The following is a 25,558-nucleotide window of genomic DNA, read 5'->3' as shown; positions in this document are numbered from 1 at the left end:
TTATTGCTTAACGGTGGGGCAATGTCATTAAAATTTCATTATTTTAGTGCAGGTGAACACCCTATTTATTTGCGCAACAATGTGTGCATAACTATGCACAAAATGTTCTAAGCATATCGCATTATTTCTACGTATTTCATCGTGTGGGCTGGACGATGGGCACGGGCTGGACTATGGTAAAATTGTCTTAGTTTCCGAGTATGTGCCTGCTTTCAGCGGCTGTAGCCTGAAAGCGCCGCGGCAAAGAGCAAGACGCATAACTGTGCAGGCGATCAAACGGTAACTGATGCTTTTGTGCGACCGATCGTGGCACGCTTAAAAATGGCTTGCCATTATTTACGTTGTATGTGATAACACGTTTTGGGTTAAACGAGGTACAGTTCTGTTTATGTGTGGCATTTTCAGTAAAGAAGTCCTGAGTAAACACGTTGACGTTGAATACCGCTTCTCTGCCGAACCTTAAATTAGTGCCTCATGCAGTCATGTCTCAGTTTTATCTATAGTAAGCGCCTTCGGGCAAAGAAAACACTCTAAGGAATTTTGCAAATGGCAAAGATTAAAGGTCAAGTTAAGTGGTTCAACGAGTCTAAAGGTTTTGGTTTCATTACTCCGGCAGACGGCAGCAAAGATGTATTCGTACACTTCTCTGCAATCCAGGGTAACGGCTTCAAAACTCTGGCCGAAGGCCAGAACGTTGAGTTTGAAATTCAGGACGGCCAGAAAGGCCCGGCTGCTGTTAACGTAACCGCAATCTGAATCCAATCCCACTGATCTTGTCGCGCTTCGGCGCATCAACCTCAGCCATAAAGCCTCGCATTTGCGGGGCTTTTTAATGGCCGAAATCTGTTACTACGGCATAGATTGCAGCGTTGTGGCCCGTGCTGGCATTCTGCGGATGAGCAGGGCAACAGCACCGGAGACCGTAGCGAGCACGACGACCGCCGTCCAGCCGCCCATAGAATAGAGCTGGCTGCCAAGCGCTGAACCGACGGCCATCCCGGCAAATATCATCGTGAACAGCACGGCGTTAAGACGACCACGGGCTTGCGGCTCCAGGCTGTAAACCAGGTTCTGGTGTGACACCAGGCTTGACTGCAGGCCGAGGTCGAAGCCAACGGCGGCAATGGCTATCAGTACCAGTTGCCCCTGGGCCGGGAGCAGCGGCAGGAAAAGCATCAGGGCGAATGACACCGTGACCAGGGCGGCACCAAGCTGGGTGACGCGTGCTGCACCGAGCCTGTCCGCCAGGCTCCCGGCCAGAGGTGCCGCCAGCGCACCGGCTGCCCCCGCGATGCCATAGGCACCCGCAACGGCGCTACCCATCGAGAAATGCTCCAGCAGCATCACCGCAAGGGTGGACCAGAAAGCGCTAAAGGCAATAGAGAGTGAACCCTGCGCCAGCGACGCGCGACGCAGCTCCGGGTAACGACACCACAGGTGTACCAGCGATTTCATCAGCGCCGGGTAGCTCAGTGCGGAATGGACGCTGAGACGGGGCAAAACCATCCACAACAGCGCGCCCATCAGCGCAACGCTTATCGCTGCCGCCTGGTACATGACGCGCCAGCCGAACTCCGCACCCACCAGACCGCTGACGGTACGCGAAAGCAGGATCCCGAGCAGTAAACCGGTCATCACCGTGCCTACCATTTTCCCTTGCTTCCCGGCAGGAGCGAGGATCGCGGCGGCGGGAACAATGTCCTGCGCCATGGTGGTCGCCACGCCTATCAACAGGCTGATAATCAGCAATGACGGTAGCTGTGAGGTAAAGCTGCACAGCAGCAACAGCCCGGCCAGCAGCGCACTTTTTCCGACAATCAGCAAACGCCGGTCGTAGCGGTCGCCTAACGGCAGCAGGAACAGTATCCCCAGCGCGTATCCGGCCTGGGTCAGCGTCGGGATTAGCCCCATGCTTTCTACGCTCAGGTGAAGGTCGCGCCCAATTAACGGCAACAGCGGCTGGCAGTAGTAAATGGCGGCAACGCTGAAACCTGCGCCAAGAGCAAGAATAAAAATGACCCAGCCGGCGCGGGATGTAGCAATGGATGTTTCTTTCATCTGGATGTCCTCAACAAAGTATGCGGCTATTTTTCTCCTGTCTCTTCTGGTGCGGTAGCGGGCACAGTGGTAAAAGAGTTATACGTATTGCGTATGAGCAATCTAATGATGAAGAGAAATGAGCGTATAGACAGGGTGGCGTTGATGCAGACGTTTATCCGCATAGTGGAAGCCGGGTCGCTGTCGGCGGCGGCAGTGCAGCTGGAGACCACCCAGGCCACCATCAGTCGACGCCTGCAGTCGCTGGAGTCTCTGCTTGGAACGAAGCTTATCCTGCGCACCACCCATGCGATGAAGCTGACCGACGACGGTGAGCGCTGCTATCAGCATGCCAAGAAGGTAACTGATGCCTGGCTGGAGCTGGAGGATTCTCTGCAGGTGGTCAAGGATGATCCGACCGGTGTGTTACGCGTGCGGGCGCCTCACGCCTTTGGTCAGTATCAGCTACTGGAGCCGTTGACGGCGTTTCTCAGCCAGTATCCGCTGCTGTCCGTTGAGTGGATGTTGAATGACCAGAATGTGGATTTTCTCAGCGATAACATTGATTGTGCTATCCGCGTCGGGGTTGAAGTTGATCCGGCAACGGTCTCGGTGAAGCTTGCGGAAGTGCCACGTACCGTGGTGGCCTCACCGGCGCTGCTGGCACAGTACCCGGAAGTCGGGACGCCGGAGCAGCTCAGTGCGCTTCCCTGGGTCGCCGTCAGTACCTTTTACCAGCATGAGGTGATGCTTAAACACCAGGCGCTGGGAACAGAATGTATGGTGGCGATTTCACCCCGTTTAAGCACAGACAGCCTGTATGTTGCACGCAATACCGCATTGGCGGGGCTGGGGGTGACGCTGGTATCAAGCTGGACGGTGCAGGAAGACATCGCCGGGGGGCGTTTGATTGAGCTGCTACCAGACTGGCGAGCGACGGCGCTTCCGGTACACCTTGTCTATCCGTGGTCACGCTATTATCCGGCGCGCTTGCGGCGCTTTCTTGAACTGATGCGTGAAGTGATGCCGCAGATTTCCGGGATGCGAAGCCCGCAAGCGTAGTCAGCAGTGTCGAAGTATGACCAAAGCGCGTCGCCGACGCGCTTTGTTGCAAATAGACAAGGTTATTAGCATTCTTTCTCCCGCTTCTGGAACCCTTTTCCTGTTAAATCATCGCGTTGTTAGTCAATTCTGGAGCGATGGTGCCTAAAAAACGTGTCAAACTGCCCGCCAACTTCACGCCTGTCCGTTTTGGTCTGCTGTGCGTTGGGATCTTATGCTGTCTTACCCTGCTGCTGGTGCGCGTAGGCTGGCTACAGATTGTCGCCCCGGACAATCTGGTTAAACAGGAAGATATGCGCTCCATTCGTGAAGAGCCGCTGGAGGTGCCCCGTGGGATGATCTCCGATCGTGAAGGACGGCCGCTGGCGGTGAGCGTGCCGGTCAGCGCTATCTGGGTTGATCCACAGACGCTGTTGCAAAAAGGGGGCGTTGGCTTTGATTCACGCTGGCAGGGATTAGCCAGCGCGCTGCATCTTTCCTTAAGCGAGCTTGCGCAGCGGGTCGCCGCGCACCCCACTTCACGTTTTATGTATCTGGCGCGCCAGGTGGATCCTCAGCAGGCCGAATGGGTGGACAAGCTGCATCTGCCGGGCATCAACCTGCGGGATGAGTCCCGACGTTTTTATCCGGCAGGGCGCGTGGCGGCGAACCTGCTGGGCTTCACGAACATCGACGATCAGGGTATCGAAGGAGTGGAGAAAAGCTTTAATAGTCAGCTGATGGGTAAACCCGGCGTGCGTCTGGTGCGTAAAGACCGACACGGAAACGTCATTGAGAATATGACCGAAGTCGCGGCGGTTCCGGCGCATAACCTGATGCTCAGCATCGATGAACGCCTGCAGACGGTGACCGAGGACGCGCTGGATAACGCCGTGCGCTGGAATAAGGCGGAATCCGGTGCCGCGGTGCTGATTAAAATTGATACCGGAGAAGTGCTGTCGATGGCGAGCTACCCGGATTTCAACCCCAATAATCGCGACAACGCGACGCTGAACGATTTCCGTAACCGCGCAATCAGCGATACCTTCGAACCGGGCTCGACCGTGAAACCGCTGGTGATCATGACCGCGCTGAAAGAGGGGATTGTGCAACCGGACAGCGTGGTGGATACCCATCCGTTTATCCTTGACGGACACCGCATCCGCGACGTCGGATACTACCCGGAACTGACGCTCACCGGGATCCTGCAAAAATCAAGCGACACCGGCGTATCACGGCTGTCGCTTGCCATGCCGGTGCAAAAACTGCTGGATACCTACAAGGCGTTTGGTTTTGGCCAACCTACCGGGCTTGGCCTCACGGGGGAGAGCCAGGGGTTGCTGCCCGCACGCCGCTACTGGGCACAGCTCGACCGGGCAACCTTCGCCTTCGGTTACGGGCTGATGGTGACGCCGCTGCAGCTGGCGCACGTCTACGCGACCATCGGCGGTTTTGGTATCAAGAGACCGCTGTCGATTACCCGCATAGATCCGCCGGTGGTGGGGGACAGAGTCATGCCGGAGGAGATTGCCCACGAGGTGGAGCATATGCTTGAGAGCGTCGCGTTACCCGGCGGTGGCGGGGTGAAAGCCGCCGTCCGTGATTACCGGGTGGCGGTGAAAACCGGTACCGCGAAGAAGATCGGCGACGACGGTAAATACGTTGATAAGTACATCGCCTACACCGCGGGCGTTGCACCGGCCAGCCGCCCGCAGTTTGCGCTGGTGGTGGTGATTAACGATCCGCAGAACGGTGATTACTACGGCGGTGCCGTTTCCGCGCCGGTATTCAGCCAGATAATGGGCGACGTGCTGCGCCTTGAGAACGTGCTACCGGACGGTATGCCCGCCGACTCAAACCATCTTATCGTGATGCATAATCAGGAGCCTGCTTCACCGACGCTCTGACCTGAAGAAGGGCGAAGCCCGCGTATTGCACCTCGAAATCAGGCGGCAATAGCGGTAAACTTCGCCCTTCTTTGAATTCCCCGGAGTTGTCATGTCTTACAGTTGCCCCCTTTGCCACGCCCCGTTAACGCGTCGTGATAACAGTTATGTCTGCCCGCAGCGGCATCAGTTCGACATGGCAAAAGAGGGTTACGTCAATCTTCTCCCGGTGCAGCATAAGCGCTCCCGCGATCCGGGTGACAGCGCGGAGATGATGCAGGCGCGCAGAGCGTTTCTCGATGCCGGGCACTATCAGCCGCTGCGCGATGCGATTTGTCAGCATCTGGCGACTATTCCGGTGGAAACCTTGCTGGATATTGGCTGCGGAGAAGGGTACTACACGCAGGCCTTTGCGCAGCACGCGGCGCAAACCTGGGGGCTTGATGTCTCTAAATCTGCCGTGCGGGCAGGCGCAAAGCGTTACCCGCAGGTGAACTTCTGCGTGGCCTCGAGCCAGCGCTTACCGTTTGATGATGCTTCAATGGACGTGGTGGTGCGAATTTACGCCCCCTGTAATCCCGAGGAGCTGGCGCGCGTGGTCAGGCCGGGGGGCTGGGTCGTTACCGCCACGCCGGGCCCACGACATCTGATGGAGCTGAAAGGGCTTATCTACGATGAAGTACAGCTTCATGCGCCGCATTCGGAACAGTTGCCGGGATTTGAGCTGCGCAAGCACGATGCGCTGGCGTATCCGATGACGTTACGTGGTGATGAAGCGGTGGCGCTGCTGCAGATGACGCCGTTTGCATGGCGGGCGAAACCCGCCGTGTGGGAGAGCCTGCAACAGCAGCAGGCGTTTAGCTGCCAGACCGATTTCGCCGTCCATTTCTGGCAGCGCGCTTAGGATTAACCGGCGAAGTGGCTCCAGAGGATCTGCGAGCCAATACCAATCAGCACGATGCCGCCGAGGATTTCAGCCCGTTTGCCCAGCAGCGGGCCAATATAGCGGCCAACCATCATTCCGAGGGTAGACATAATCAGCGTCGCGCAGCCGATGGCAAGCGCGGTCATGATGATGTTGACCTGCAGGAACGCCAGACCGACACCCACCGCCATCGCATCAAGGCTGGTGGCAATTGCCGTCGTCACCAGTAGCCAGAAGCCGTGACGCGTCGGGGCTTCTTCTTCACCGCTATCGCCGCGCACGCCTTCTATAATCATTCGACCGCCGAGGAATACCAGCAGCACGAAGGCGATCCAGTGGTTCCACTCCAGTACAAACTGGCTTGCCAGCATACCCAGGCCCCAGCCGATAAGCGGCGTCAGCGTTTCAATCACGCCAAAAATAAGCCCGGTGCGCAGCGCTTCGGAGAATTTCGGTTTATGCAGGGAGGCGCCTTTACCAATTGATGCAGCGAATGCATCCATGGACATACCAAAGGCAAGCAGGATAGTGGCAGAGAGATTCATCAACGTGTCCAGACCGGGAAGTATCCATACGACGCACCACTGCCCCCAGTAAACAGCAGTCATGCGTCTATGGTCTCGCCTAATCATCTGCTGATGATCCGTACGCACCACGTTTTGCAACGAGTATGTTGACACGTACATTTCCGGGAAAGGAAATCGGCTACTCCCCAACGACGGGCGCAACCTTAACATATTTTTAGAATATAAAACAACATCGAGGAGTCGTTATTTTAACCACATAATTGATAACGATTTTCATTTGTCTTTGATAGTAAAGGAAAGGTTAATAAATAGGGGGAGAACAAGAAGTGAATATAGCAATGGCTATATTTTAAATGAGTCATTTACTCACGAAATATAGCCACTGCTATGTTTGTAACCTATTGAGTAGAAACCATAAGTTTATATATTTTCTCCAGATCGTCGATATTTCGCACACGTACCAGTAAGCGGCGTTGCTCTAATTGCATCACCAGCACGCCATCTTCCGATAAATTCATTTCTTTTATACGGCGATATTCTATCCAGACGTTGGAGAAGAAGAATCCGGTCGATTTAAACACAATCCGCGGGATGCGGATCCAGAAGATATACAGCCCCATTAATGCCAGAGCACAGAGTAACCACGTGGTTATTATTTCACCATGCTGGGTGATGTTGTTATAAATAAGAATGGCCACCAGACCGACAAAAATAATACCGTCGACCCGGCTACGGCGCAGCAGAGGGATGGCAAGCAGGGTAGTGCCGTTGCGTTGCGGCATGATGAACTGGTCGTAGATGGCAAAGGCCAGCAGCGCGACAATGAAGATAACCAGAATCCAGTCCGTGATTGTCATTACTCCTCCGGATAAAAAAACGGGGGCGCAAAGGCCCCCGGTTGACAGCAACAGTTTACAGACCCAACAGGCCGACCGCGTAGCCGGCAATACCGATGACAAAGAAGCCAATGATAATCCACAGCGGGTTAACTTTCTTACGCAGCAGCCACATACAGGCGAAAGTCAGCAGCAGTGGCACCAGGCCCGGCATTAGCTGGTCAAGGATGGTCTGCACGGTGGTCACACGCGTCTGTCCATCCTGGCCGGTGATGGTCGAAACCACCAGCGGGATGTTAACGTGCGTCCACTTGTTCACCAGGGCTCCCATGACGAACAGGCCGAGAATCGACGCCCCCTCCGTCAGTTTCTGCAGGAAGCCGCCGCCCATATCCTTAACGATATCCACCCCTTTCTGGTAACCGTAGGAGATGCCGTAGTACAGCGTCAGCATACGAACCAGGTTAAAGAGAACGAAGAACAGCAACGGACCGAGCAGGCTGCCGCTCATCGCGATACCTGCACCCAGTGCGGCGAATACCGGACGAACGGTACCCCAGAAAATCGGGTCACCCACGCCTGCCAGCGGCCCCATCAGACCAACTTTGATACCGTTGATAGCACCATCGTCGATCTCGGCACCGTTCGCACGTTGCTCTTCCATCGCCAGCGTCACGCCGAGTACCGGTGCGGCGACGTACGGATGGGTGTTGAAGAACTCGAGGTGACGTTTGATAGCCTGTTTGCGCGCGTCGTTGTTCTCCGGGTACAGACGGCGGATAGCCGGAACCATAGAGAAGCAGAAGCCCAGCGCCTGCATACGTTCGAAGTTCCATGAACCCTGGAACAGGTTAGAACGGAGGAACACGCCACGAATATCACTCTGTGTGAGTTTTTTCTCAGTGGTAGTTTTAGTCATATCAACCATGTTGCTCACCTGTTAGTCCAGTTCGTTATCGAGGTCGTTGTTACCAGCAGCCTGCGCTGGGGCACCCGCGACGCGGTTATATTTCGGGCTCAGCTGGATGTAGAGGATAGCCATTACTGCGCCAATCACGCCCAGTGCAACCAGGTTGAAGTTGGTGAATGCTGCAGTGACGAAGCCGAGGTAGAAGAACGGCATCAGGTAGCCCGCACGCATCATGTTGATGACCATTGCGTAACCAACCACGACGATCATGCCACCGGCGATGTTCAGACCGCTGGTCACCACTTCAGGGATAGCATTCAGCATGCCCTGAACTTCGCTGGTACCGACAGACACGGCCACGATAATTGCCGGGATAGCGATACGCATCGCCTGCAGGAACAGGGAAGAGACGTGGATCCAGGAAATTGCCGTCAGGTTGCCGCTTTCCGCCGCTTTATCTGCTGCGTGCTGGAAGGCAACGGTGATGGTACGAACGATGATGGTCAGCACCTGGCCCGCAGCGGCCAGTGGAATTGCCAGTGCGATACCGGCACCAATGCTCTGATGACCCGCGATAACCAGGATGGTTGAAATGATGGAGGCGAGCGCCGCATCCGGTGCTACTGCCGCACCGATGTTCATCCAGCCCAGGGCGATCATTTCCAGGGTACCACCGATGATGATACCGGTTTTCATATCGCCGAGAACCATACCAATCAACGTACAGGCGATCAGCGGACGGTGAAACTGAAATTCATCAAGTACGGATTCCATACCGGCAATACACGCGACGACGAACACCAGCACAATCTGAAGAGTGGTAATCTCCATTGTACTTCTCCTATAACAAAAGCCTTAAGTGTGAATAAGCAGCCAGGTGTTATTTCCCGACCTTGGCAATTAAATCCATCATTTTCAGTCGCTGATCGGTGGAAACTTTACGCGCTTCCAGCTCAATACCGCGGGCATTCAACTTGTTGAACGCTTCGATATCGGTCTCATCAACGGAAATGGCATTGTTCACCTGTGTTTTACCCTGACGGAAAGCCATCCCGCCGATGTTCACGGTCGTAATTTTGACGCCGCCTTCAACGATGCGCTCAACGTCAGTTGGGTTTGTGAACAACAGCATGACGCGCTCACCGGCGTATTTCGGGTTGTTGTAGACGCGGATCATCTTCGCCACATCAACCACGTGCGCCGTCACGCCAGGTGGGGCCACCTGGGTCAGCAGCGTTTTACGCACGGTATCCGCCGCCACTTCATCACTGACTACGATGATGCGGGTGACGTTGGTTTCTTTCGTCCAGCGGGTCGCAACCTGGCCATGGATCAGACGGTCATCGATACGAGCCAGACCAATGATCATGTAGTCATTCGGGCCCATTGGCTTCGCCGGGGCTGCCGCTTTCGGTGCGGCGGCGACTGGCGCTGCTTTTTCGACCGGTTTCGCTTTCAGCGCTTTAACGCCTTCGCGACCGGTTTCAACGGCAATCCCGACCAGTTCATCAAAGCTCGGGTTATCGTCGCGTGCCATCAGCGTCTCAACCAGCATAGGGATGTTGACGCCTGCAATGACTTCATACTGATCTTTATCAACTACAATGCGGCTTGCCGCATTGAAAGGGCTACCGCCCCAGGTGTCGACAAGGAACAGCACGCCTTTGGTCGTATCCAGTTTGGCGAGCTGAGCGTTGTACTTTTCAATCAACGTTTCAGCGTTTTCACCAGGAACGAAGTCGATCCAGCCGACGTTTTCCTGTTCGCCCAGCAACATTTCTGCTGTTTTCAGCAGCTGTTCTGCAGCCCAACCATGTGTGCCTATCACAATAGCAATCGTCACTTGCTACCTCCTGTTATTATCTATTTAATGCACCACTGCTGCTGATGCACCCTGAACCGTTGACTGTTACAGAATCGATTCAGACAAGGGTTAGAGAACCATAAACCTAAAACTTCCGTGAATTATTTTAGATAGCGAAAAAATAATTAATGTGATGAAGATCCGTAATTTAGTTATCCTGGTTAAGATTATTCCAATCACAAAAAATGATTTTTTTGCAAAGTGTAGTAAATTTTTGCGTTAAACCTCCTTTATTTGCTATGTTTACCCCCTGTTTAATGACACAGGAGTACAGGGTAAAGCCCACCATATGGACCGTCACCGACGTCAATTCACCTTCAGACAGCTTCCTGTCTGGCAAACCGGCCTGTCGTGCCACGCTGATTTTTCTCACTTTACTGTCACACCCGCACATGTCATCGGGATGAATGCCCGTGCCCTTCGCAGGAGTCATACATGGAATTTTTAATGGATCCGTCTATTTGGGCCGGATTGCTGACGCTTGTCGTTCTGGAAATTGTGCTGGGTATCGACAACCTGGTGTTCATCGCGATTCTGGCGGATAAACTGCCGCCGAAACAACGAGATAAAGCGCGCCTTATCGGCCTGTCGCTGGCGCTGGTTATGCGTCTGGGACTGCTTTCGGTCATCTCATGGATGGTGACCCTGACCACACCGTTGTTTACCGCCTGGGATTTCAGCTTCTCGGGGCGCGATCTGATCATGCTGCTCGGGGGCATATTCCTGTTGTTCAAAGCAACAACAGAACTGCACGAACGGCTTGAGAACCGCCAGCACGACGAAGGTCATGGGAAGGGCTATGCCAGCTTCTGGGTGGTGGTACTGCAGATTGTGGTACTGGATGCGGTGTTCTCCCTCGACGCGGTGATTACGGCGGTCGGGATGGTGAACCATCTGCCGGTAATGATGGCGGCGGTAGTGATTGCCATGGCGGTCATGCTGCTGGCGTCTAAACCGTTAACCCGCTTCGTGAACCAGCACCCGACCGTAGTGGTACTGTGTCTGAGCTTCCTGCTGATGATTGGCCTGAGCCTGGTGGCGGAAGGTTTTGGTTTCCATATTCCGAAAGGCTACCTGTACGCCGCGATTGGCTTCTCGATTATCATCGAGTTTTTCAACCAGGTGGCACGTCGCAACTTTGTGCGCCATCAGTCGACGCTGCCGCTGCGCGCCCGTACCGCAGACGCTATTCTGCGTCTGATGGGTGGACGTAAGCAGGCGACGGTTGCGCATACGGATAGCCCGACGGCGGCCATTCCGGTACCAGAAGGCGCGTTTGCCGAAGAAGAGCGCTACATGATTAACGGGGTGCTGACCCTGGCGTCACGCTCTTTACGTACTATCATGACCCCGCGTGGTGAAATCAGCTGGGTTGACGCCAGCCTGAGCGTCGATGAAATTCGCCAGCAACTGCTCTCTTCACCGCATAGCCTGTTCCCGGTGTGCCGTGGTGAACTGGATGAAATCATCGGTATTGTGCGTGCAAAAGAGATGCTGGTCGCGCTGGAAGCGGGTGAAGATGTGGCCGTGATAGCGGCAGCTTCTCCGGCTATCGTGGTGCCAGAAACACTGGATCCAATTAACCTGCTTGGCGTGCTGCGTCGCGCGCGTGGCAGCTTCGTTATCGTCACCAACGAGTTTGGTGTGGTGCAGGGGCTGGTTACGCCGCTTGATGTTCTGGAAGCCATCGCCGGAGAATTCCCGGATGCCGACGAAACCCCGGAAATCGTTATCGATGGTGACGGTGAAACCGACGGCTGGCTGGTTAAAGGTACCACCGACGTTCACGCCCTGCAGCAGGCGCTGGGGCTCGACAGCCTGGTGGATGACGATGCCGATATCGCCACCGTGGCGGGTCTGGTTATCGCTGTTAACGGGCAGATCCCGCGCGTTGGCGACGAGCTCGAGATCCCACCGCTGCGCATAACTATCATTGAAGCCAATGATTACCGCGTGGATCTGGTCCGTATTGTTAAAGAGCGTCAGGAGCACGACGAAGAGGAGTAATCCTCTACGGGTATCAATGCATCATCGGCATATGGGGCACCGGGTGCCCGCTATGCTGACGAGGGGGCGGCTGATTGCCCGCCAGCCACTGCGGAAAGTCGCGCAATGGCATCGGGCGGGCATACAGAAATCCCTGTAAAACATGAACGCCGTGCTGGCGCAGATACTGCGCCTGTTCCGGCGTCTCAACTCCCTCCGCAACCAGCTCAATGCCAAGGCGTTGTCCCAGCGCAATGATGATGTCCATCACCGTCGAGTTCACCGCATCGGTGCCGATGGCATGGGTAAAGGATTTGTCGATTTTCAGCACGTCCGGGCGCAGTTTCTCAAGCCAGGCAAACGAGCTGTTCCCGGTGCCAAAATCATCGATCGCGAGCTTAATATCTTTGCGATGCAGCTCTCTTACCAGCCGGTAGTCCACATCGTGCAGCGCATCACGCTCGGTCAGCTCCAGTACTAGCTGCTGCGGGGGATGAGCGCTGAACCAGTGCTTATTCAAATCACGCAGCAGGGCACCGCCAACGAAGTGGCTGGAGGCAACGTTAAAACCGACGTGGAACTGCGGCGAGGCGGGGAAGACGTGTATCTGGCGCACGGTTTCGCTAATCACATAGCGGGTTAGCGAACTGATCAGATTGTGTTCTTCGGCCAGGGGAATAAACACATCCGGCGAGACCTGGCCCAGGCGCGGATTGTTCCAGCGCAGTAAAATCTCCACCCCGATACACTTCAGGTTGCCGGCGTTAAGCAGCGGCTGGCACCAGATATCGAACTCCCGCGAGGCTATCCCCATATTGATTTCCCACGAGAAGCTCATCCGGCTGGCCGTGACAAGCCAGGCGATCCCGGCGGCCAGCAGCCCGGCGATAAGCGCCAGCGGCAGCTGCGTGGGAAGGGTGCTTAGCGCCATTTCCGTCGTGCCAGGCCCGGTGATGTTTACGGTGAAAGGGAAACGGTGAGAGGCCAGACGGAAGATGCTCTCGTTGGCGTGCATCGGTAATTCATTGACCACGTCAGTGTGTTCGGAGAGGTGGCGATGGCCAACGGTGAGGCTCACGTCGTCAATAAGCGGCTTTTCTGGCTCCAGCATCAGAGCACTGAGCAGATCGATATTGATAGTAATGAGCACGCCGCTGGTGGGGTCCTTGTCCATCGGATACCAGCGCACCAGCAGTGGTCGACCGGTGGTCAGCGTTTTATCGGTGGTCAGCAACAGCTGAGGGGATTCGCTGGGGAGCTCTGGCAAGGTTTCACCGAGAACCAGGTTGCGCACACCCAGTACGCTTGAGCAGTAGAGTACACCAGACTGGACAAGGGCGATGGAGCGCACGGTCTGTAGCGCGGCAGCCTGCTTGCGCAACTCAAGGCTGACCGCGTCGCAGGAGAGGCCGACCAGCTGAAGCAATTCCGCACGCTGGTTCTCCAGTGGTAACAAGACCTTATCTAACGTTTCGACGGCGTGAGTGGCAGCAGTCTGCAAACGCTGCTGATTTAGACTACGCTGTGAAATAAATCGCAGGCTCAGCGTAATAAAGACGGCCAGCAGCGCTATCGTCAGGCAAATGAAGATACGCTTGTGTCGGTACTGTTTAATGGCCTGTTGAGCAGTTTGCATCGCTGACGCCCACATTGAAGCCGTCGGTGAAGATACCAACAGCAACACAGCAAGTGTAGTGTGCTCAAGGGAATAAGTTGAGGATTGGGATGAAAAATCGCCCGTCTGTGTGACGGGCGAGGCGGTAGTTAATTACATTGTACCTTGATAGCCAGGCCACCACGGGAGGTTTCGCGGTATTTGGCGTTCATGTCTTTACCGGTCTCGTACATGGTCTCAATGACCTTATCGAGAGAAACACGCGGTTCGCTGGTGCGGCGCATCGCCATACGGGCGGCGTTGATAGCCTTCACCGAGGCAATTGCGTTACGCTCGATGCACGGTACCTGTACCTGGCCGGCAACCGGGTCACAGGTCAGCCCCAGGTTGTGTTCCATACCGATTTCTGCCGCGATGCAGACCTGCTCCGGGCTGGCACCCAGCAGCTCTGCCAGACCGGCCGCTGCCATTGAACAGGCTACACCCACTTCACCCTGGCAGCCCACTTCAGCACCAGAGATAGAGGCGTTCATCTTGTACAGCGCACCCACCGCACCAGAGGCCAGGAAGTAGCGAATATAGCTCTCAGGCGTGACCGGCTCGATAAAGTGATCGTAGTAGGCCAGAACCGCCGGAACGATGCCACAGGCGCCGTTCGTTGGTGCGGTTACCACGCGGCCACCGGCGGCGTTCTCTTCGTTGACCGCAAGGGCAAACATGTTCACCCAGTCAACCACGTTCATCGGGTCGCTGGAGAGCTTATCGCTGGAAACCAGCAGACGACGCAGCGCGGAGGCACGACGCGGAACGCGCAGCGGACCAGGCAGTATGCCTTCGGTGTTCATTCCGCGGTCAATACAGGCCTGCATGGTCTGCCAGACGTTAGCGAAATAGGCTTCAATCTCTTCTTTGCTGTGCAGCGCCAGCTCGTTCTGCATCACCATGCCGGAGAGGGAAAGCCCGGTCTCATGGCAAAAATTGAGCATCTCCTGCGCCGATTTGAACGCGTAAGGCACGTTGACGTCACCGGCAGCATCTTTACCGAAATGCTCTTCATCGACGATGAAACCACCGCCGATGGAGTAATAGGTTTTGCTGAAGATTTCGTTGTCGCCCGCGTAAGCATGAATGGTCATGCCATTTTCGTGCAGCGGCAGGTTGTCGTTACGAAAACGCATACCGTCATCCTGCGGGAAATCGACTTCTTTGCGTCCGTGCGCCAGCAGCAGACGGCCACGGGTCTCTACGTCGCGGATAAATCCCGGTATGGCATCAATATCAACGGTGTCCGGCATGTTGCCAGCCAGACCCATGATGATAGCGATGTCGGTATGGTGACCTTTACCGGTGAGGGACAAAGAGCCATAAACATCAACCGCTACGCGAGTGACGTCATCAATCAGCCCTTTTTCGACCAGCGAATCGACGAACTGCTTACCGGCCTTCATTGGCCCTACAGTATGGGAAGATGAGGGACCAATCCCCACCTTAAACATGTCGAATATACTAATCACAATAACACTCCTGACAGGGTTGCCAGACCTTCCGGCAACGATGTAATAACTGGGCATAGTGTAAGAGGGAACCGCAGTGTCAGCTTAACTATTCACATGAATTAAACTAATGCATAACCCCGATTTTACTAATGCCGCGGTGCCTGTCTTAACGTGGGTTACTACTAAGTATAGTCAGGGCTTTTCGCCAATTTGCAAGGCCAGCTCACGGATTATTCCGGCGGTCATTCCCCAGACAAAATAGTGCTGGTACCAGGAGAGCCAGACGCGGTGAGAATTACCGCGACGATGGATATCAAGAGGATGGTAGCGCCCAAGTCGTAGCGCCTCCGCCAGCGGCATCTCGAACACCGCGGAAACTTCATCGACGCTTGCATGATAGTGGAGGTTGGGCGGAATAATGCCAACGACCGGGGTGACCTGAAAGCCGGTGACGCTGTCGACAGGTGGCAGCACGCCGATGATTTCCACCGATTCTGGCGGGATAGCCACTTCTTCCTGCGCCTCACGCAGCGCGGCGGCAATCAGCGAGGCATCGCTGCTGTCGACCGCCCCACCGGGGAAGGCGACCTGGCCCGCATGTTTGCGCAACAGCGGTGAACGCTGAGTGAGCAGCAATCCCGGCTGCGGACGACGCACCACCGGGATGAGTACCGCCGCCTGACGCTGATTTATCGTACTGAGCCGGGGCTGCGGACGCAGCAGTTGAAAACGAGAAATGAAATCATCCAGGCTCAGGTCAGGCAGTGACATACTCAGGGCTCCAGCTGTTGCAATATACGATTCACTTTATCAAAAGTTTCCTGATATTCAGCAGATTCAATGCTGTCGGCAACAATTCCACCGCCCGCGGAGCACCAGACATGGCCGTCAGCGAGCGTCAACGTGCGAATGGTGATGCTGGTGTCCATGTTGCCGCAAAAGCTGAGATAGCCAATACTGCCGCACCAGGCGTTGCGGCGATGCGGTTCCAGCTCATCGATGATTTCCATCGCCCGTACTTTTGGTGCGCCGGTGATTGAACCGCCGGGAAACGCGGCCCGCAGCAGGTCTGTTGCGTGAAGCTGCTTTGGCAGTTGCGCCGTCACGGTGCTGACCAGATGGTGCACGGCCGGGAACGGTTCAACGACAAACAGCTCAGGCACCTTCACGCTGCCCGGAACGGCAACGCGGCCGATGTCGTTGCGCATCAGGTCGACAATCATCAGATTTTCAGCGCGATCTTTTGCTGAAGCAGCAAGCGTTGCCGCCTGTTGTCTGTCGGCCTCGGGGGAGGGCAGACGCGGCATCGTGCCTTTAATAGGGCGGGTCTGAATCGCGCCCTGTTCCAGCAGAATAAAGCGCTCAGGGGAAAGACTCGCTACTGCGCCATCTTCCAGACGTAGAAATGCGCTGAACGGGGCGCGGTTCTGACGGTTAAGACTGACAAATGCCTGCCACGCGTCGCCACGGCATTCGGCTTCAAAGCGCTGGGCGAGGTTCACCTGGTAGCAGTCACCGCTGTGCAGATATGCCTGTACCTGACGGAATTTCTCCCCGTAGCTCTCGCGGGTCATGTTTGAACGCCACGCCGAGGTGAGGGTGAAGGGCTCCGTCTGCGGCGCGACCTGAGATCCCAGCCAGCGCAGGCGTTCTGCCGGTTCGCCATAGCTCAGCAGCGAAACCTGTTTAAGCTTATGGTCGACAATCAGCGCCCAGTCGTAAATCCCCACCGCCATATCAGGTAGCGTAATGTCCGCACTCGCGACAGAGGGCAACTGCTCGAAGCGACGGCCGAGATCGTAGCCAAAAAGCCCGAGCGCTCCGCCCTGGAACGGCAGGTCAGGGTGAGCGTGGGGCTGAATACCGCAGTCATCAAGCGCCTGCTGCACGAGGGTGAGCGGGCAGGCGCTCGATTCAACACGTACACCGGCGGTTTGCCGGGTGGTGGTTTCCCCCCGGGTGACGAGCGTTGTGAGCGGGTCAGCCACCAGGATATCAAAGCGGCTGTAGGGGTGATCGGCGTAACCGGAGTGCAGCAGCATTGCCCACGGCATGGCGCTCAGCGCAGAGAACCACGTTTCGGCGGCATCTTCTCGCCACGGCAGTGTCATAATAGAAGGGGACAACATCTTCCTCTTTTCAGAACGTCGCCGCCCACTGGCGTACGGCGGGGCGGCGTGAAATAATCAGCGCAAATAATGTAACAGGAGTCAGAAATGTTTGCAGGATTACCTTCACTGAGCCACGAGCAGCAGCAAAAAGCCGTCGAACGCATTCAGGAGCTGATGTCGCAGGGCATGAGCAGCGGGCAGGCCATCACTCAGGTGGCTGAAGAGCTACGCGCCACGCATACCGGTGAGCGGATTGTGGCGCGTTTTGAAGACGAAGAAGACGACGAGTAATTACGCGGCCGCGATAATCTTAATTTCGACCTTATATTGCGGCTTCATCAGCCCGGCCTGCACGGTGCAACGCACTGGCGCATGGCCTGCTACGACCCACGCATCCCAGGCTTTGTTCATTGCCGCGAAGTCGGCTTTATCGGCAAGGAAAATAGTGGCATCGAGGATGCGGGATTTGTTGCTGCCCTGTTTTTCCAGAATGGCGTCGATCTGCGCCAGGGTGTTGGCGGTTTGCTCAAAGGCGTCGGCATCCAGATTCTCCGGCACGCCGGTGTAGTAAATGGTCTGGTTATGAATCACAACATCAGACCAGCGTGCTTCGGCGTCGATACGGGTAATCGTCATTGTAGTTTCCTTAGTGATTTCCATTTTTATGCCGCAAGACTGCCATAATGTTCCGTGCGAGTCACCTCTTCAACTGGCGCAACCCCCTCCACCCTGACATAATCACTGTCCAAATAACCAGGGGGAAAGCGTGGCAGACGATTTTGCACTAGACGGTCAGTTAGCGAAAGCAATACCGGGATTCAAGCCGCGTGAACCGCAGCGTCTGATGGCAGTCGCGGTGATGAAGGCTATCAATGAAGCCCGCCCCCTGGTCGTTGAGGCCGGCACCGGCACCGGTAAAACCTATGCCTACCTGGCTCCCGCGCTGCGCGCGAATAAAAAGGTCATCATCTCCACCGGCTCGAAAGCGCTGCAGGATCAGCTCTACAGCCGCGATCTGCCCACCGTTGCCAAAGCACTCGAGTTCAAAGGGAAAACCGCGCTGTTGAAAGGGCGCTCAAACTACCTGTGCCTGGAGCGTCTGGAGCAGCAGGCGCTGGCGGGCGGTGATCTGCCGGTGCAAACCCTGAGCGACGTTATCCTCCTGCGTTCATGGTCGAATCAAACCATAGACGGCGATATCAGTACCTGCGTGAGCGTGGCGGAAGACTCCCAGGCGTGGCCATTGGTCACCAGCACCAACGATAACTGTCTTGGCAGCGACTGCCCGCTGTATAAAGACTGCTTCGTGGTGAAAGCGCGAAAAAAAGCGATGGATGCTGACGTGGTGGTGGTGAACCACCATCTGTTCCTCGCCGATATGGTGGTGAAAGAGAGCGGCTTTGCGGAACTTATTCCGGAGGCCGAGGTGATGATCTTCGATGAAGCCCATCAGCTCCCGGACATCGCGAGCCAGTATTTTGGCCAGTCGCTTTCAAGCCGCCAGCTGTTGGATCTGGCAAAAGACATCACTATTGCTTATCGCACCGAGCTCAAAGATACCCAGCAGCTGCAAAAATGTGCCGATCGTCTGGCGCAGAGCGCGCAGGACTTCCGTCTGCAGCTTGGCGAGCCCGGCTATCGTGGCAACCTGCGCGAACTGCTGGCCGATAAAAACATCCAGCGCGCGCTGCTGTTGCTTGATGACGCACTGGAGCTTTGTTACGACGTGGCGAAGCTGTCGCTTGGCCGTTCCGCCTTGCTGGACGCCGCCTTCGAGCGTGCCACGACCTATCGTGCACGCCTCAAACGGCTGAAAGAGATTAACCAGCCGGGCTTTAGCTACTGGTATGAATGCACTTCGCGTCACTTTACCCTCGCGTTAACGCCGCTGACCGTGGCCGATAAATTCAAAGAAGTGATGGCGCAAAAGCCGGGAAGCTGGATTTTTACCTCCGCGACGCTGTCGGTAAACGACGATCTCCACCACTTCACCGAGCGGCTGGGCATTGAGCAGGCCGAATCCATGCTGTTGCCTAGCCCCTTCGATTACGAAAAGCAGGCGCTGCTGTGCGTACCGCGCAACTTGCCGCTACCCAACCAGCCCGGCGGCGCGCGTCTTCTGGCCGCCATGCTGAAACCGCTTATCGAGGCCAACGACGGGCGCTGTTTTATGCTTTGCACGTCGCACGCCATGATGCGAGATCTCGCCGAACAATTCCGCGCCACCATGACGCTACCGGTACTGTTGCAGGGGGAAACCAGCAAAGCCCAGCTGCTGCAACAGTTTGTCAGTGCCGGTAACGCCCTGCTGGTCGCGACCAGCAGCTTCTGGGAAGGGGTCGACGTGCGTGGCGACGCGCTGTCGCTGGTGATTATCGATAAACTGCCGTTTACCTCACCGGACGACCCGCTGCTGAAGGCGCGGATGGAAGACTGCCGTCTTCGCGGCGGCGATCCGTTCGACGAAGTCCAGCTACCGGATGCGGTTATCACCCTCAAACAGGGCGTGGGGCGTCTCATCCGTGACGTTGACGATCGCGGTGTGCTGGTTATCTGTGACAACCGTCTGGTGATGCGTCCCTATGGTGCGGTGTTCCTGGCGAGCCTGCCGCCCGCGCCGCGGACCCGCGACATTCGCCGCGCCGTTCGCTTCCTGGCGCTGTCATCAACGCGGTAATTTGTGACAGACTGTGTTAAGATCCGCGCCAATTTGTATTTCTGCTAATTGCAAGAGCGCGACAACCCATGCGAATTCTGGCTATTGATACCGCCACCGAGGCCTGCTCAGCAGCGCTCGAGAACGACGGTACCGTCTCTGCACGCTTCGAGCTGTGCCCCCGTGAACATACTCAACGCATTCTCCCCCTGGTTCAGGCACTGCTTGCCGAGAATGCCATTTCTTTGACCGAGCTCGACGCGCTGGCCTTTGGCCGCGGCCCGGGAAGCTTTACCGGCGTGCGTATTGGAATTGGTATTGCGCAAGGCCTGGCGCTGGGCGCTGAACTGCCGATGATCGGCGTCTCTACGCTTGCCACTATGGCGCAGGGCGCCTGGCGTAAAACGGGCGCAACCCGCGTACTGGCCGCGATTGACGCTCGCATGGGCGAAGTCTACTGGGCGGAATACCAGCGTGATGAGCAGGGCGTCTGGCACGGCGAAGAGACCGAGGCCGTACTGAAGCCGGAAGCGGTGAACGCACGTTTGCAGCAGCTCGAAGGCCAATGGGCGACGGTCGGTACCGGCTGGCCGGCCTGGCCTGATATGGCGCAGGGCACCTCGCTTACGCTGACCGATGGTGAAGTGCTGCTGCCAGCCGCAGAAGACATGTTGCCTGCGGCTTGTCAGCTTTTCAGCACAGGAAACACCGTGGCGGTCGAAAACGCTGAACCAAAATATTTACGCAACGAAGTCGCGTGGAAGAAACTTCCTGGTCGTGAGTGAATCTTAGTAATAAGAACTGAGAAAACAGGAGCATCACCATGCAAGTCGTACGCGGTTTACTGGCCGGGATTATCGTTGCTGCACTCAGCGGCTGCGTCTCCATTCCGGATGCCATTAAAGGGAGTTCGCCCACCCCACAGCAGGATCTGGTGCGGGTAATGGCGGCACCGCAGCTGTACGTTGGTCAGGAGTCGCGCTTCGGCGGTAAGGTTGTCAACGTGCAGAATCAGCAGGGAGTCACTCGCCTTGAAATCGCGACCGTCCCCCTCGACAGCGGTGCGCGACCAACCCTGGGTGAACCGTCCCGCGGGCGAATTTACGCTGATATCAACGGCTTCCTCGACCCTGTCGATTTCCGTGGTCAACTGGTGACCGTGGTGGGGCCTATCAGCGGCACCGTTGAAGGCAAAATTGGCAGCACTCCGTATAAATTCCTTCTTATTAAAGCTACCGGCTACAAACGCTGGAATCTGACTCAGCAGGTGGTTCTGCCACCGCAGCCGATGGATCCGTGGGGCTTTGGCCCGCATCCGTGGCGCTATGGTTACGGTTACGGCTACGGCGGCTGGTATAATCCCGGCCCTGCCGAAGTCCGGACTATCGTAACCGAATAACACGTTGTAAAATAAGGTGAAAGAGACAGCGGCCGGTCCGCTGTCTCTTTGTTGTTAAGGATATAATAAAAATAAATAGTGACGCGCTTCGCAACCTGCATTCTGAACAATTAATAAACTGGTACGCTGAGTTAATATATTGTTAACGCGTTGTTTGTTAATTGGGGTTGAGATGACGACGAATAATCATTTTAGAGGTGATGCATTGAAGAAGGTTTGGCTAAACCGCTATCCAGCCGATGTTCCGGCTGAGATAAATCCAGATCGCTATCAATCCCTGGTGGAACTGTTCGAAAAAGCAACCACTCGTTATGCGGATCAGCCTGCGTTCGTCAACATGGGCGAAGTGATGACATTCCGTAAGCTCGAAGAGCGCAGCCGTGCGTTCTCTGCTTACCTGCAGGAAGGTCTCGGGTTGCAGAAAGGCGATCGCGTGGCGCTGATGATGCCCAACCTGCTGCAGTACCCGGTAGCGCTGTTCGGGATCCTGCGTGCCGGGATGATCGTGGTTAACGTGAACCCGCTATACACCCCGCGCGAGCTGGAGCACCAGCTGAACGACAGCGGCGCGGCGGCTATCGTGATTGTTTCCAACTTTGCGCATACCCTGGAAAAGGTAGTGGCAAAGACGCAGGTTAAACACGTGATCCTGACCCGGATGGGCGATCAGCTTTCGACCGCCAAAGGCACGCTGGTTAACTTCGTGGTGAAATACGTCAAACGACTGGTGCCAAAATATAACCTGCCGGATGCTATTTCCTTCCGCCGGGCGCTGCACCAGGGTTACCGCATGCAGTACATCAAGCCGGAAGTGGGGCCGGAAGATCTGGCGTTCCTCCAGTACACCGGCGGTACCACGGGCGTTGCTAAAGGCGCGATGCTGACGCACCGCAACATGCTTGCTAACCTTGAGCAGGTTAACGGCACCTACGGGCCGCTGTTGCACGCAGGGAAAGAGCTGGTGGTGACGGCGCTGCCGCTGTATCACATTTTTGCCCTGACCATGAACTGCCTGCTGTTTATCGAACTGGGCGGGCAGAACCTGCTTATCACCAACCCGCGCGACATCCCGGGACTGGTGAAAGAGTTAGCCAAATATCCGTTTACCGCGATGACTGGGGTCAACACGCTGTTTAACGCACTGCTGAACAACAAAGAATTCCAGCAGCTCGACTTCTCCACGCTGCATCTGGCCGCCGGTGGCGGAATGCCGGTACAGAGCGCGGTGGCGGAGCGCTGGGTCAAACTGACCGGTGAGTATCTGCTGGAGGGCTACGGCCTGACCGAATGTGCGCCGCTGGTGAGCGTTAACCCGCATGATATCGACTACCATAGCGGCAGCATTGGTCTGCCGGTGCCGTCGACCGAAGTGAAGCTGGTGGATGACGACGACAACGAAGTGGCGCCGGGCGAACCGGGTGAGCTGTGTGTTAAAGGTCCGCAGGTGATGCTCGGCTACTGGCAGCGCCCGGATGCGACCGATGAAATCATCAAAAATGGCTGGCTGCACACCGGCGATATCGCGGTGATGGATGACGAAGGCTTCCTGAAGATTGTTGACCGTAAGAAAGACATGATTCTGGTTTCCGGTTTCAACGTCTATCCGAACGAAATTGAAGACGTGGTGATGCAGCACCCTGGCGTACAGGAAGTGGCGGCCGTCGGTGTTCCGGCGGGCTCCAGCGGTGAAACGGTGAAAATCTTCGTGGTCAAAAAAGACCCGTCGCTGACCGAAGAGGCGCTGGTTGCTTTCTGCCGTCGTCAGCTTACCGGTTACAAAGTGCCGAAGCTGGTGGAGTTTCGCAGCGAACTGCCGAAGTCGAACGTCGGAAAGATTTTGCGACGAGAATTACGTGACGAAGCGCGTGGCAAAGTGGACAATAAAGCCTGAGCTACGTGACAGTCGCCCAGACGCCGGCCAAGCCGGCGTTTTTTTTGGCGCAACCTACAGAGAATACGATTTGAACTATCAGATGATCACCACCAATGATGCGCTGCAAGGCCTGTGTGAAGCAGCCCGCAACGCATCAGCTATTGCCCTCGATACTGAGTTTGTCCGCACCCGCACCTACTACCCGCAGCTGGGTCTCATCCAGATGTTCGACGGCGAAACCGTCGCGCTGATCGACCCGTTGACCATCACCGAATGGGCGCCGATGCGAGAGCTGTTATTAGACGAAAACGTAACAAAGTATCTCCATGCCGGTAGTGAAGATCTGGAAGTATTCCTGAACACCTTCGGCCTGCTGCCGAAACCGCTGATTGATACGCAAATTCTGGCGGCGTTCTGCGGTCGACCAATGTCGTGGGGATTTGCCGCGATGGTTGAGGAGTATACCGGCCTCGTGCTTGATAAGAGCGAATCCCGTACCGACTGGCTGGCGCGCCCGCTGACCGAGCGTCAGTGCGACTATGCCGCCGCCGACGTCTGGTATCTGCTGCCTATCGCCAAAAAGCTGATGGACGAAACGGCGACGGCAGGGTGGTTACCGGCGGCGCTCGACGAATGCCAGCTGATGATGCAGCGCCGTCAGGAAGTGCTGGATCCGGCTGAGGCCTGGCGGGATATCGGCAATGCCTGGCAGCTGCGCACCCGCCAGCTCGGATGCCTGAAGCTGCTGGCCGACTGGCGCCTGCGTAAAGCCCGCGATCGTGATATGGCGGTGAATTTTGTGGTGCGTGAAGAGCACCTGTGGGCCGTTGCGCGCTATATGCCGGGCTCGATGGGTGAACTCGATAGCCTTGGGCTATCCGGCAGCGAGATCCGCTTCCACGGTAAAACGCTGCTGAGCCTCGTTGAAAAAGCACAGGCCCTGCCGGAAGAGGCGTTACCGGAACCGCTGAAGAACCTGATCGATATGCCGGGCTATCGCAAAGTCTTCAAAGAGATTAAGGCGTTAGTGCAGGAAGTGAGTGCCGAAAAGGGTGTCAGCGCCGAAATGCTTGCGTCACGTCGCCAGATTAACCAGTTGCTGAACTGGCACTGGCAGCTGAAAATACAAAGCAGCCTGCCAGAAATGATCTCAGGCTGGCGTGGAGAATTGATGGCCGATCGCCTGAAAACCCTGCTTGCGACTTATCCAGAGTAAAATGATGACCTCCGCCGGGTATTTATTGCCCGGCATATTTTCTCCTCAGTAGGCATTTTTGACAACATCCTCTACGCTTCAAAGCGTATCCATTCAGAAGGGTGTTTCAATGACCAGACTCGTGTCCCGGCCAGCGCACAGTAGCGCGAGCATTGTCGATATGACGATGAATCTGTATACCTATCCCGTTGTGCTTATTGCCCACCATCTGAAGTTTTTTGAATATATTGCCCTAAAGCCGCGAAGTATTAATGATATATGTGGGAGGATGGCGCTGCATTCCCGGCCGGTTGAAGCTATTATGGCCACGCTACGGGCGCTAAATCTGGTGCATCTGGAAGGAGAAAGCTATACGCTGACGGCACAAACCGAGGAATATTTATTACCCGAAAGTCCGCACTATTTTGGTTATTTTTGGGATCTGATGTACGAGAACAGTGATAATTTCTCGGTTAAACACCTTGAACAGGCAATCAGTAAAAATCACGCCCAGGTTTACGATGAAGTTGATATTTTCGAGGCACATGTTGAACGTGCGGAAATGGCACGCACTTTCACCCATGCGATGCACAGCCTGAGCATGGGGACGGCCAGCGTATGGGCGACACAATCTTTTCTGGAGCAGCATCGCGAGGTACTCGATATTGGCGGTGGTTCAGGTGCTCATGCGATTAGCGTTGCCGCCAACTGGCCACAAATAAAAAGTACGATATTTGACCTGGCTGAGATTTGTCCTCTTACCGAAGAATATATCCACCAATATCAGCTCAGCGGGCGGGTTAATACTTATGCAGGGGACATGTGGAAAGATAATTACCCACCCGCCGACCTGCACATCTATTCCAATATTTTTCACGACTGGACGGATGAAAAGAACCGCTTTCTGGCAGAGAAAAGTTTTACTGCGCTGCCGTCAGGTGGAAGAATTGTTATTCATGAAGTGCTGTACCACGATGAAACGCCAGGCCCACTCGCGGCTGCCGCGTTAAGTTTAGTGATGCTGGGCTGGACGGAAGGGCGGCAATATTCGGGGCAGCAAATTAGCGAGATATTAACGCAGGCTGGATTCGGGAATATTGAGATTATGCCCTCTAATGGGCATTACAGTATCGTCGTCGGGCAGAAAATATAGACCGGAACCAGGTGTTCGGAAATGCAAAGGACCTGACTCAGTACTACA

At 55.8% G+C, this 25,558-nt stretch carries 23 protein-coding genes, 1 pseudogene and 1 riboswitch; of the genes and pseudogenes, 13 read left to right on the top strand and 11 right to left on the bottom strand.

Going from position 1 to position 25,558, the window contains the following annotated elements; translation table 11 throughout:
• Positions 1-388 precede the first annotated feature (388 nt).
• Both C7387_RS23135 and cspE read left to right on the top strand, forming a co-directional pair.
• Positions 389-534: pseudogene (locus C7387_RS23135) on the top strand (DUF2627 domain-containing protein).
• A 12-nt stretch (positions 535-546) separates the two neighbouring features.
• Positions 547-756, top strand: a complete 210-nt coding sequence (cspE, locus tag C7387_RS07490; RefSeq protein WP_001062678.1) for a transcription antiterminator/RNA stability regulator CspE — start codon at positions 547-549, stop codon at positions 754-756.
• Between the two features lie 93 nt (positions 757-849).
• On the opposite strand, the gene C7387_RS07485 is transcribed toward cspE, so the two are convergent.
• Complete coding sequence (locus tag C7387_RS07485; protein WP_120816406.1) at positions 850-2,058, bottom strand: MFS transporter; 1,209 nt, start codon at positions 2,056-2,058, stop codon at positions 850-852.
• Between the two features lie 108 nt (positions 2,059-2,166).
• On the opposite strand from C7387_RS07485, the gene C7387_RS07480 reads away from it, so the two are divergent.
• The 3 genes from C7387_RS07480 (at position 2,167) to rlmA (ending at position 5,868) form a co-directional block, all read left to right on the top strand.
• Entirely contained in the window at positions 2,167-3,099 is a 933-nt protein-coding gene (locus C7387_RS07480; protein WP_120816405.1) for a LysR family transcriptional regulator, read from the top strand.
• Between the two features lie 137 nt (positions 3,100-3,236).
• Positions 3,237-4,985, top strand: coding sequence for a peptidoglycan glycosyltransferase FtsI (ftsI, locus tag C7387_RS07475; protein ID WP_006819667.1), 1,749 nt, complete (start codon positions 3,237-3,239; stop codon positions 4,983-4,985).
• 91 nt (positions 4,986-5,076) lie between these two features.
• Entirely contained in the window at positions 5,077-5,868 is a 792-nt protein-coding gene (gene rlmA / locus C7387_RS07470) for a 23S rRNA (guanine(745)-N(1))-methyltransferase (RefSeq protein ID WP_120816404.1), read from the top strand.
• A 2-nt stretch (positions 5,869-5,870) separates the two neighbouring features.
• Here the strand turns inward: rlmA and mntP are convergent, their stop codons facing one another.
• From mntP to manX, 5 genes are all read right to left on the bottom strand, one after another.
• Positions 5,871-6,434, bottom strand: a complete 564-nt coding sequence (mntP, locus tag C7387_RS07465; protein ID WP_038257943.1) for a manganese efflux pump MntP — start codon at positions 6,432-6,434, stop codon at positions 5,871-5,873.
• Positions 6,428-6,615, bottom strand: a riboswitch (yybP-ykoY riboswitch). It overlaps the preceding gene by 7 nt.
• A 199-nt stretch (positions 6,616-6,814) precedes the next feature.
• The gene (locus tag C7387_RS07460; protein WP_038257941.1) at positions 6,815-7,273 is read right to left on the bottom strand and encodes a DUF986 family protein; all 459 of its coding nucleotides are present in this window, start codon (positions 7,271-7,273) and stop codon (positions 6,815-6,817) included.
• A gap of 55 nt (positions 7,274-7,328) precedes the next feature.
• Positions 7,329-8,180, bottom strand: coding sequence for a PTS mannose transporter subunit IID (locus C7387_RS07455; RefSeq protein WP_006819670.1), 852 nt, complete (start codon positions 8,178-8,180; stop codon positions 7,329-7,331).
• A 12-nt stretch (positions 8,181-8,192) separates the two neighbouring features.
• Positions 8,193-8,993: a PTS mannose transporter subunit IIC gene (gene manY / locus C7387_RS07450; protein WP_006819671.1), complete on the bottom strand. Its 801-nt coding sequence runs from the start codon at positions 8,991-8,993 to the stop codon at positions 8,193-8,195.
• Positions 8,994-9,042: 49 nt separating this feature from the next.
• Positions 9,043-10,005 (bottom strand): PTS mannose transporter subunit IIAB, encoded by a 963-nt coding sequence (gene manX / locus C7387_RS07445; protein ID WP_006819672.1) that lies wholly within the window; start codon positions 10,003-10,005, stop codon positions 9,043-9,045.
• A gap of 456 nt (positions 10,006-10,461) precedes the next feature.
• On the opposite strand from manX, the gene yoaE reads away from it, so the two are divergent.
• Positions 10,462-12,033: a CNNM family cation transport protein YoaE gene (yoaE, locus tag C7387_RS07435; protein WP_006819674.1), complete on the top strand. Its 1,572-nt coding sequence runs from the start codon at positions 10,462-10,464 to the stop codon at positions 12,031-12,033.
• 13 nt (positions 12,034-12,046) lie between these two features.
• Here the strand turns inward: yoaE and C7387_RS07430 are convergent, their stop codons facing one another.
• The 4 genes from C7387_RS07430 to pabB form a co-directional block, all read right to left on the bottom strand.
• On the bottom strand, positions 12,047-13,648 hold the full coding sequence (locus C7387_RS07430; RefSeq protein ID WP_040903970.1) for an EAL domain-containing protein: 1,602 nt from the start codon (positions 13,646-13,648) through the stop codon (positions 12,047-12,049).
• A gap of 128 nt (positions 13,649-13,776) precedes the next feature.
• Positions 13,777-15,141 carry an L-serine ammonia-lyase gene (gene sdaA, locus C7387_RS07425; protein WP_120816403.1) on the bottom strand — a complete coding sequence of 455 codons (1,365 nt, stop codon included), beginning with the start codon at positions 15,139-15,141 and terminating at the stop codon, positions 13,777-13,779.
• Positions 15,142-15,315: 174 nt separating this feature from the next.
• Positions 15,316-15,894: a CoA pyrophosphatase gene (locus C7387_RS07420; protein WP_006819677.1), complete on the bottom strand. Its 579-nt coding sequence runs from the start codon at positions 15,892-15,894 to the stop codon at positions 15,316-15,318.
• Between the two features lie 2 nt (positions 15,895-15,896).
• Complete coding sequence (gene pabB / locus C7387_RS07415) at positions 15,897-17,252, bottom strand: aminodeoxychorismate synthase component 1 (RefSeq protein ID WP_040903497.1); 1,356 nt, start codon at positions 17,250-17,252, stop codon at positions 15,897-15,899.
• A gap of 87 nt (positions 17,253-17,339) precedes the next feature.
• Here pabB and C7387_RS07410 point away from each other — a divergent pair, with 87 nt between their 5' ends.
• Positions 17,340-17,525: a YoaH family protein gene (locus C7387_RS07410; protein ID WP_006819679.1), complete on the top strand. Its 186-nt coding sequence runs from the start codon at positions 17,340-17,342 to the stop codon at positions 17,523-17,525.
• On the opposite strand, the gene C7387_RS07405 is transcribed toward C7387_RS07410, so the two are convergent.
• On the bottom strand, positions 17,526-17,870 hold the full coding sequence (locus C7387_RS07405) for a RidA family protein (RefSeq protein WP_038257931.1): 345 nt from the start codon (positions 17,868-17,870) through the stop codon (positions 17,526-17,528). It abuts the gene before it with no gap.
• Between the two features lie 130 nt (positions 17,871-18,000).
• On the opposite strand from C7387_RS07405, the gene yoaA reads away from it, so the two are divergent.
• From yoaA to C7387_RS07375, 6 genes are all read left to right on the top strand, one after another.
• Positions 18,001-19,911 carry a DNA repair helicase YoaA gene (gene yoaA, locus C7387_RS07400; RefSeq protein WP_038257929.1) on the top strand — a complete coding sequence of 637 codons (1,911 nt, stop codon included), beginning with the start codon at positions 18,001-18,003 and terminating at the stop codon, positions 19,909-19,911.
• A 68-nt stretch (positions 19,912-19,979) separates the two neighbouring features.
• On the top strand, positions 19,980-20,675 hold the full coding sequence (gene tsaB / locus C7387_RS07395; RefSeq protein WP_006819682.1) for a tRNA (adenosine(37)-N6)-threonylcarbamoyltransferase complex dimerization subunit type 1 TsaB: 696 nt from the start codon (positions 19,980-19,982) through the stop codon (positions 20,673-20,675).
• A gap of 38 nt (positions 20,676-20,713) precedes the next feature.
• Positions 20,714-21,289 (top strand): Slp/YeaY family lipoprotein, encoded by a 576-nt coding sequence (locus C7387_RS07390; protein ID WP_006819683.1) that lies wholly within the window; start codon positions 20,714-20,716, stop codon positions 21,287-21,289.
• A gap of 205 nt (positions 21,290-21,494) precedes the next feature.
• Positions 21,495-23,180 carry a long-chain-fatty-acid--CoA ligase FadD gene (fadD, locus tag C7387_RS07385; RefSeq protein ID WP_134437016.1) on the top strand — a complete coding sequence of 562 codons (1,686 nt, stop codon included), beginning with the start codon at positions 21,495-21,497 and terminating at the stop codon, positions 23,178-23,180.
• 82 nt (positions 23,181-23,262) lie between these two features.
• Positions 23,263-24,378 (top strand): ribonuclease D, encoded by a 1,116-nt coding sequence (gene rnd, locus C7387_RS07380; protein ID WP_166791165.1) that lies wholly within the window; start codon positions 23,263-23,265, stop codon positions 24,376-24,378.
• 109 nt (positions 24,379-24,487) lie between these two features.
• Complete coding sequence (locus tag C7387_RS07375; protein ID WP_120816402.1) at positions 24,488-25,510, top strand: methyltransferase; 1,023 nt, start codon at positions 24,488-24,490, stop codon at positions 25,508-25,510.
• Positions 25,511-25,558 lie beyond the last annotated feature (48 nt).

Origin of the sequence: Yokenella regensburgei (genome assembly GCF_003634235.1) — a bacterium.
Taxonomy (GTDB): Bacteria; Pseudomonadota; Gammaproteobacteria; order Enterobacterales; family Enterobacteriaceae; genus Yokenella; species Yokenella regensburgei.
Note: the sequence above shows the minus strand (reverse complement) of the source record. Positions and strands in the feature narration are given on the sequence as shown.

Excerpts from the sequence above, each read along its gene's own strand:
- tsaB (WP_006819682.1), top strand. The coding sequence starts at position 19,980 with ATGCGAATTCTGGCTATTGATACCGCCACCGAGGCCTGCTCAGCAGCG.
- rnd (WP_166791165.1), top strand. The coding sequence starts at position 23,263 with ATGATCACCACCAATGATGCGCTGCAAGGCCTGTGTGAAGCAGCCCGC.
- C7387_RS07485 (WP_120816406.1), bottom strand. The coding sequence starts at position 2,058 with ATGAAAGAAACATCCATTGCTACATCCCGCGCCGGCTGGGTCATTTTT.
- yoaE (WP_006819674.1), top strand. The coding sequence starts at position 10,462 with ATGGAATTTTTAATGGATCCGTCTATTTGGGCCGGATTGCTGACGCTT.
- C7387_RS07390 (WP_006819683.1), top strand. The coding sequence starts at position 20,714 with ATGCAAGTCGTACGCGGTTTACTGGCCGGGATTATCGTTGCTGCACTC.
- C7387_RS07455 (WP_006819670.1), bottom strand. The coding sequence starts at position 8,180 with ATGGTTGATATGACTAAAACTACCACTGAGAAAAAACTCACACAGAGT.
- manY (WP_006819671.1), bottom strand. The coding sequence starts at position 8,993 with ATGGAGATTACCACTCTTCAGATTGTGCTGGTGTTCGTCGTCGCGTGT.
- C7387_RS07480 (WP_120816405.1), top strand. The coding sequence starts at position 2,167 with ATGAAGAGAAATGAGCGTATAGACAGGGTGGCGTTGATGCAGACGTTT.
- C7387_RS07420 (WP_006819677.1), bottom strand. The coding sequence starts at position 15,894 with ATGTCACTGCCTGACCTGAGCCTGGATGATTTCATTTCTCGTTTTCAA.
- pabB (WP_040903497.1), bottom strand. The coding sequence starts at position 17,252 with ATGTTGTCCCCTTCTATTATGACACTGCCGTGGCGAGAAGATGCCGCC.
- C7387_RS07375 (WP_120816402.1), top strand. The coding sequence starts at position 24,488 with ATGACCAGACTCGTGTCCCGGCCAGCGCACAGTAGCGCGAGCATTGTC.
- C7387_RS07410 (WP_006819679.1), top strand. The coding sequence starts at position 17,340 with ATGTTTGCAGGATTACCTTCACTGAGCCACGAGCAGCAGCAAAAAGCC.
- cspE (WP_001062678.1), top strand. The coding sequence starts at position 547 with ATGGCAAAGATTAAAGGTCAAGTTAAGTGGTTCAACGAGTCTAAAGGT.
- C7387_RS07430 (WP_040903970.1), bottom strand. The coding sequence starts at position 13,648 with ATGCAAACTGCTCAACAGGCCATTAAACAGTACCGACACAAGCGTATC.
- ftsI (WP_006819667.1), top strand. The coding sequence starts at position 3,237 with ATGGTGCCTAAAAAACGTGTCAAACTGCCCGCCAACTTCACGCCTGTC.
- mntP (WP_038257943.1), bottom strand. The coding sequence starts at position 6,434 with ATGAATCTCTCTGCCACTATCCTGCTTGCCTTTGGTATGTCCATGGAT.
- rlmA (WP_120816404.1), top strand. The coding sequence starts at position 5,077 with ATGTCTTACAGTTGCCCCCTTTGCCACGCCCCGTTAACGCGTCGTGAT.
- C7387_RS07405 (WP_038257931.1), bottom strand. The coding sequence starts at position 17,870 with ATGACGATTACCCGTATCGACGCCGAAGCACGCTGGTCTGATGTTGTG.
- C7387_RS07460 (WP_038257941.1), bottom strand. The coding sequence starts at position 7,273 with ATGACAATCACGGACTGGATTCTGGTTATCTTCATTGTCGCGCTGCTG.